A 6,905-nucleotide genomic window follows, 5' to 3' on the forward strand; every position below is an offset into this window, starting at 1 on the left:
AAGGAGTTTTGCGCTTCGACTACGTCGGAAGTGGGGCGCATTATAAGGGCCTCAGAAACCCCGTCAACCCTTTATTTCAAGAAAACTTCATAAAAAGCAAAAACAAAGCGGGGAGGCCTGACGGCCTCCCCTTTTGCTTTTAACACCTTACAAACTCGGGAACGCGAACTGCGAAGCCTCATGGCTGGCACGTTGCGGCCAGCGCTGGGTGATCGCCTTGCGTCGAGTGTAGAAACGCACACCATCCGGGCCATAGGCATGCAAGTCGCCGAACAGCGACCGCTTCCAGCCACCGAAGCTGTGGTAGCTCACCGGCACCGGCAGTGGCACGTTCACACCGACCATGCCCACTTCGATTTCATCACAGAACAACCGCGCAGCCTCGCCATCACGGGTGAAGATGCACGTGCCGTTGCCGTACTCGTGGTCGTTGATGAGTTGCATCGCCGCTTCCAGGCTATTCACTCGCACTACACACAGCACCGGTCCGAAGATCTCTTCCTTATAGATGCGCATCTCGGGAGTCACCCGGTCAAACAAGGTACCGCCCACGAAATAGCCATCCTCGTTGCCGGCTACGCGCAAATCGCGGCCATCCACCACCAGCGTGGCGCCTGCCGCCACGCCGTCGTCGATGTAGCCGAGCACCTTGTCGCGCGCCGCCGCCGTCACCAGCGGGCCCATGTCCAGGCCGCAGGAGGTGCCAGCACCAATCTTCAGCGCCTTGATCTGCGGCTCCAGCTTGGCGATCAGTGCATCGGCGACCTGGTCACCCACGCACACGGCTACCGAAATGGCCATGCAGCGCTCGCCGCACGAACCGTAGGCCGCGCCCATCAACGCACTCACCGCGTTGTCCAGGTCGGCATCGGGCATCAGCACCGCGTGGTTCTTCGCGCCGCCCAACGCTTGCACACGCTTGCCGCGCTTGGTGCCTTCGGCATAGATGTACTCGGCAATCGGCGTAGAACCTACGAAACTCAGCGCCTTCACTTCCGGCGCCTCGATCAGCGCATCCACCGCTTCCTTGTCGCCGTGCACCACATTCAGGATGCCCTTGGGCAGGCCTGCTTCGTGCAGCAACTGGGCGATGAACAGCGTCGAGCTCGGGTCACGCTCCGATGGCTTGAGGATGAAGGCGTTGCCGCAGGCGATTGCCAGCGGATACATCCACAGCGGAACCATCGCCGGGAAGTTGAACGGGGTGATACCCGCGACGACGCCCAGCGGCTGGAAGTCCGACCAGGCGTCAATGTTCGGCCCGACGTTGCGGCTGTACTCGCCCTTGAGCAGCTCTGGCGCTGCGCAGGCGAACTCCACGTTCTCGATACCGCGCTTGAGCTCACCGGCAGCGTCTTCGAGGGTTTTGCCGTGCTCTTCGCTGATCAGCTGGGAAATCTTCGCTTCGTTCTGCTCCAGCAATTGCTTGAAGCGGAACATCACCTGGGCGCGCTTGGCCGGTGGAGTATTGCGCCAGGCCGGGAAGGCAGCCTTGGCCGAATCGATGGCCTGCTGGATGGTGGCACGGCTGGCAAGCTCGACCTTGCGGGTGGCCTGGCCGGTAGACGGGTTGTAGACATCGGCGGTGCGCTCGCCCTTGGAAACCAGTTCGCCGTGAATCAGGTGCTGAACGATGCTCATGCAGAACTCCCTATAAAGAAGATGATGGCGGGCGCTTGAGATGAAGCGCCCGGCGTCGGAATCGGAACAGTCAGTCGACCTTGTTCAGGGCTTCACCCACCGCGTCGAACAGGCGGTCCAGCTCTTGTGGCTGGGTATTGAACGTTGGGCCGAACTGCAGGGTGTCGCCACCGAAGCGCACATAGAAGCCGGCTTGCCACAGTTTCATGGCCGCCTCGTATGGGCGAACGATGGCGTCGCCATCACGGGCAGCGATCTGGATTGCACCCGCCAGGCCGTAGTTGCGGATGTCGACGACGTTCTTGGTGCCCTTGATGCCATGCAGCAGGGTCTCGAAGTGCGGCGCAAGCTCTGCGGCGGACTGCACCAGGTTTTCCTTTTGCAGCAGGTCCAGCGCAGCGATACCCGCGGCACAGGCCACCGGGTGTGCCGAGTAGGTGTAGCCATGGGGGAACTCCACGGCGTACTCCGGCGTAGGCTGGTTCATGAAGGTCTGGTAAATCTCGCTGCTGGCGATGACGGCGCCCATCGGAATGGCACCGTTGGTTACCTGCTTGGCGATGCACATCAGGTCCGGCGTCACCCCGAACGCCTCGGCGCCAGTCATTGCCCCCATGCGACCAAAACCGGTAATCACTTCATCGAAGATCAGCAGGATGTTGTGCTGGGTGCAGATTTCGCGCAGGCGCTTGAGGTAGCCCTTGGGCGGTGGCAGCACACCTGCGGAACCGGCCAGCGGCTCGACGATCACGGCACCGATGTTCGACGCATCGTGCAGTTCGATCAGCTTGAGCATCTCGTCGGCCAGGGCGATACCGCCCTCTTCCGGCATGCCCTTGGAAAACACATTGACCGACAGCACAGTGTGCGGCAGGTGATCGACGTCCAGCAGTTGCCCGAACAGCTTGCGGTTGCCATTGACGCCACCCAGGCTGGTGCCGGCGATGTTCACGCCATGGTAGCCACGGGCACGGCCGATGATCTTGGTCTTGGTGGCCTGGCCTTTCAGGCGCCAGTAGGCACGCACCATTTTCAGTGCGGTGTCGGCGCACTCGGAGCCCGAGTTGGTATAGAAGACGTGGTTCAGGTCGCCCGGCGTCAGCTCGGTGATCTTCTCGGCCAGCTGGAACGACAGCGGGTGGCCAAACTGGAAGGCAGGAGAGTAATCCAGCACGCTCAACTGCTTGGCTACCGCTTCGGTGATTTCCTTGCGCGTGTGACCGGCGCCGCAGGTCCACAGGCCCGACAGCGCATCGAAGATCCGGCGGCCTTTGTCGTCGACCAAATGGTTGCCGTCGGCCGCCACGATCAACCGCGGGTCGCGCTGGAAGTTGCGGTTGGCGGTGTACGGCATCCAGTGAGCATCCAGCTTCAGCTGGCTGGCCAGGCCGGTCGGGGCGTTTTCGGGCAGGTTCATCGGCGGTTCCTCGCGAGACGATTGGGCAACGATGTGAGTTATTGCGACTACGTTGTCATGGGGATAAAGTCTGAAAAATCCAACATTTCTAATCTTCAGGTAGCAGCAGGCTAAACAGATGAGCCGTCGTCCCGATCCCCTCGCCCAAGTCAGTGATTTCGACATCCGCCTACTGAAGATCTACCGCAGCGTCGTGGAATGCGGTGGCTTCTCGGCAGCGGAGAACGTGTTGGGCATAGGCCGCTCGGCCATCAGCCAACAGATGAACGACCTGGAACAGCGCCTGGGCCTGCGCCTGTGCCAACGCGGGCGCGCCGGCTTCTCGCTGACCGAGGAAGGGCGTGAGGTCTACCATTCAGCGTTGCAGTTGCTCAGCGCCCTCGAAACCTTCCGCACCGAGGTCAACGGCCTGCACCAGCACCTGCGCGGCGAGCTGAACATCGGCCTGACCGACAACCTGGTGACCCTGCCGCACATGCGCATCACCCATGCCTTGGCGCAACTCAAGGATCGCGGCCCGGATGTGCGTATACAGATCCGCATGATCGCCCCCAGCCAGGTCGAGCAGGGGGTGCTCGACGGCAGCCTGCACGTCGGCGTGGTACCGCAGACCAGCCCGCTGTCCGGGCTCGAGTACCAGCCCTTGTACAGCGAACGCTCGTTGCTCTACTGCGCGGTTGGCCACCCGCTGTTCTACGCCGACGACCAACTGCTCGACGACCAGCGCCTCAATAGCCAGGACGCCATCGCCCCGACCTTCCGCCTGCCGGCCGATATCCAGGCGCACTACCAGGCCCTGCACTGCACCGCCAGCGCGTCGGATCGTGAAGGCATGGCCTTCCTAATTCTTACAGGACGTTACATTGGTTACCTACCCGATCACTACGCCACGTTCTGGGTACAACAAGGCCGCCTACGTGCGCTGAAGCCCGCGCAGCGCTTCTATGACCTGGGCCTGAGCTGGGTGACACGCAAGGGGCGCAGGCCCAACCTGGTGCTGGAGAGTTTCCTGGAAAGCCTGGCAGCCACACGCTAATGCTTTGTCACTTCGGCACAGGCAGGTAATCTGTCCCCCGTTGCCACAGACCTGTACGGAAACGTCCATGACCCTTGAAGTCCCTGCGCATCGCCTTTCCGCCTCGGGCAAGCCCGCTGGCCGTATTCGCCAGAAGAACGAACAGGCCATCATCCAGGCCGCCGAAGACGAGTTCGCCCGCCACGGTTTCAAGGGCACCAGCATGAACACCATCGCGCTGAAGGCCGACCTGCCCAAAGCCAACCTGCACTACTACTTCACCAACAAGCTGGGCCTCTACATCGCCGTGCTGAGCAACATCATCGAGTTGTGGGACAGCACCTTCAATGCCCTGAGCGTCGATGACGACCCTGCCCAAGCCCTGAGCCAGTACATTCGCACCAAGATGGAGTTTTCCCGGCGCAACCCGCAGGCCTCGCGGATCTTCGCCATGGAGGTGATCAGCGGCGGACAGTGCCTGAGCGAGTACTTCAGCGCCGACTACCGCGAATGGTTCCGGGGCCGCGCGGCGGTATTCCAGGCGTGGATCGATGCAGGCAAGATGGACCCGGTCGACCCGGTACACCTGATCTTCCTGCTCTGGGGCAGTACCCAGCACTATGCCGACTTCGCCACGCAGATCTGCCAGGTCACCGGGCGCAGCCGCCTGACCAAGCAGGACATGGAAGACGCCAGCAACAACCTTATCCACATCATTCTCAAAGGCTGCGGCATCACCCCGCCGGCCTGACACACACCTATGCCTTCTACCCTGCTCGACCTTTGCGAGTTTCGCGAGGAGATCCGCAAGAGCCGCTTCATCACCCTCGCCGGCCCCATCAGCAGCGCCGCCGAGGCGATGGGTTTCATCGAACGCCACAGCGACCCAGCCGCCACCCACAACTGCTGGGCGTGGAAGCTGGGCGCGCAATACCGCAGCAGCGATGACGGTGAACCGGGGGGAACCGCCGGACGGCCGATTCTGACGGCCATCGAGGCCCAGGACTGCGACCAGGTCGTGGTGCTGGTGATTCGCTGGTATGGCGGTATTCAACTGGGCACCGGCGGCCTCGCCCGCGCCTACGGCGGCGGGGCCAACAAATGCCTGCAACAAGCAGAGAAACGCGTGCTGGTGCAGCGCAGCGAATTCACGTGCAGCTGTACCTTCAGCGAACTGGCACTGCTCAAGCTACGCTTGGCCGAGGTGGATGGCTTGATCGTGGAGGAGCAATTTACCGCCAATGGCGTAGAGCTGCGCATAGCGTTGGGCGACATGCACCTGGACGCACTGCAGCAACAACTGGCAGACCTCAGCCGCGGCCGAATTCGCCTGGAACGCGGCTGAAGCTTGCTCACAACTACTGTGGGCCCGCCTGTGGATAAGCTTGGGGTACTCTATTGCAGGCCTTGTCCCACAAGGCCTGCACCAGGTTGAGCATATTTTGATCAAGGTTTGATGACAGCCGCAACCTACTGACTTTTCGTCAGTTATCCCCAAGCGCCAATGCAGTGTGACCCTGTGATGACCAGCAGGTTGCCCACAATACCTGTGGAGCAGCCTGTGGATAACCCGTTAGTTGATGAGCCAAGCGCCGCAATGGCCAAGCTCCGGCGGACCTGGCTATTTTTTGTTCACTTGCAAGACCGACGGTGCCACGCGCCTGGAGTATGCTCAAAACCTTTCCTTCAGCGATCGAGGAGTGCCCCCATGTCCACCTCAAGAACTGCCCTGATTATCGGCGCCTCCCGTGGGCTGGGCCTGGGCCTCGTACAGCGCCTGCACGAGGACGGCTGGAACGTCATCGCCACCGTTCGCGACACCTCCAAACCCGGCGCACTGGGTGAGGTACCTGGCGTACGTATCGAAGCCCTGGAAATGAACGACACCCGCCAACTCGACTCACTGAAACAGCGCCTGCAAGGCGAAGTGCTGGACCTGGTGTTCGTCAATGCCGGTGTGATAGGCCCCTTGCCCCAGGACCTGGAAACCGTCCAGACTCAAGATATCGGTGAACTGTTCATGACCAACGCCGTGGCGCCGATCCGCGTGGCGCGCCGGCTGGTTGGCCTGATCCGCGAAGGCACCGGCGTGCTGGCGTTCATGAGCTCCGCCCTTGGCAGCGTGGCGATCCCGGCCGGCAACGAGGTGTGCTTGTACAAGGCCAGCAAGGCCGCCCTGAATTCGATGATCAATACCTTCGTGGTCGAGTCGCAACGCCCGGACCTCTGCGTACTGGCCATGCACCCTGGCTGGGTCAGGACCGACATGGGTGGCGAGGACGCCGACATCGACGTGCTGACCAGCACGGGCGGCATGCTTGCACAGATCAAGGCACACCGCGGCCAAGGCGGCCTGCGCTATATCAACTACAAGGGTGACGCCCTGACCTGGTAATGCCACGCCTCGACACATGGCCCTGTAGAATGTCGGCAACCGTACCTGATTCGAGATCGCACACCATGTATGACTGGCTCAACGCCTTGCCCAAAGCCGAACTGCACATGCACCTGGAGGGCTCTCTGGAGCCTGAGTTGCTGTTCACCCTGGCCGAACGCAACAAGGTCGCCCTGCCCTGGGCCGACGTAGAAGCCCTGCGTGCCGCCTATGCCTTCAACAACCTGCAGGAATTCCTCGACCTGTACTACCAAGGCGCAGACGTGTTGCGTACCGAGCAGGACTTCTACGACCTGACCTGGGCCTACCTGCAACGCTGCAAAGCACAGAATGTCGTGCATACCGAACCGTTCTTCGACCCGCAAACCCACACCGACCGTGGCATTCCCTTCGAAGTGGTGCTCGCCGGCATCGACCAGGCACTCAAGGATGGCCGC

Annotated in this window: 6 protein-coding genes and 1 pseudogene; 5 read left to right on the plus strand and 2 right to left on the minus strand. The window is 61.7% G+C overall.

Features of this window, described 5'->3' with window-relative positions; translation table 11 throughout:
• Window positions 1-147: 147 nt before the first annotated feature.
• A complete protein-coding gene (locus ACQKPE_RS25405) occupies window positions 148-1,641 on the minus strand; it encodes a CoA-acylating methylmalonate-semialdehyde dehydrogenase (protein ID WP_427669444.1) in 1,494 nt (497 codons plus the stop codon).
• A gap of 70 nt (window positions 1,642-1,711) precedes the next feature.
• Complete coding sequence (locus ACQKPE_RS25410; protein WP_427669445.1) at window positions 1,712-3,058, minus strand: aspartate aminotransferase family protein; 1,347 nt, start codon at window positions 3,056-3,058, stop codon at window positions 1,712-1,714.
• A 118-nt stretch (window positions 3,059-3,176) separates the two neighbouring features.
• Here ACQKPE_RS25410 and ACQKPE_RS25415 point away from each other — a divergent pair, with 118 nt between their 5' ends.
• The 5 genes and pseudogenes from ACQKPE_RS25415 to ACQKPE_RS25435 all read left to right on the plus strand — a co-directional run.
• The gene (locus ACQKPE_RS25415; RefSeq protein WP_427669446.1) at window positions 3,177-4,094 is read left to right on the plus strand and encodes a LysR family transcriptional regulator; all 918 of its coding nucleotides are present in this window, start codon (window positions 3,177-3,179) and stop codon (window positions 4,092-4,094) included.
• Window positions 4,095-4,161: 67 nt separating this feature from the next.
• Window positions 4,162-4,824, plus strand: coding sequence for a TetR/AcrR family transcriptional regulator (locus ACQKPE_RS25420; protein WP_275639703.1), 663 nt, complete (start codon window positions 4,162-4,164; stop codon window positions 4,822-4,824).
• Window positions 4,825-4,833: 9 nt separating this feature from the next.
• Complete coding sequence (locus ACQKPE_RS25425; protein WP_427669447.1) at window positions 4,834-5,418, plus strand: IMPACT family protein; 585 nt, start codon at window positions 4,834-4,836, stop codon at window positions 5,416-5,418.
• A 363-nt stretch (window positions 5,419-5,781) separates the two neighbouring features.
• A complete protein-coding gene (locus tag ACQKPE_RS25430; RefSeq protein ID WP_427669448.1) occupies window positions 5,782-6,468 on the plus strand; it encodes an SDR family oxidoreductase in 687 nt (228 codons plus the stop codon).
• Window positions 6,469-6,533: 65 nt separating this feature from the next.
• Window positions 6,534-6,905 (plus strand): annotated as a pseudogene (locus tag ACQKPE_RS25435) (adenosine deaminase); the annotation flags it as partial.

Source organism: Pseudomonas sp. NPDC089554, assembly GCF_050280645.1.
GTDB lineage: Bacteria > Pseudomonadota > Gammaproteobacteria > Pseudomonadales > Pseudomonadaceae > Aquipseudomonas.

Excerpts from the sequence above, each read along its gene's own strand:
- ACQKPE_RS25405 (WP_427669444.1), bottom strand. The coding sequence starts at position 1,641 with ATGAGCATCGTTCAGCACCTGATTCACGGCGAACTGGTTTCCAAGGGC.
- ACQKPE_RS25415 (WP_427669446.1), top strand. The coding sequence starts at position 3,177 with ATGAGCCGTCGTCCCGATCCCCTCGCCCAAGTCAGTGATTTCGACATC.
- ACQKPE_RS25410 (WP_427669445.1), bottom strand. The coding sequence starts at position 3,058 with ATGAACCTGCCCGAAAACGCCCCGACCGGCCTGGCCAGCCAGCTGAAG.
- ACQKPE_RS25430 (WP_427669448.1), top strand. The coding sequence starts at position 5,782 with ATGTCCACCTCAAGAACTGCCCTGATTATCGGCGCCTCCCGTGGGCTG.
- ACQKPE_RS25420 (WP_275639703.1), top strand. The coding sequence starts at position 4,162 with ATGACCCTTGAAGTCCCTGCGCATCGCCTTTCCGCCTCGGGCAAGCCC.
- ACQKPE_RS25425 (WP_427669447.1), top strand. The coding sequence starts at position 4,834 with ATGCCTTCTACCCTGCTCGACCTTTGCGAGTTTCGCGAGGAGATCCGC.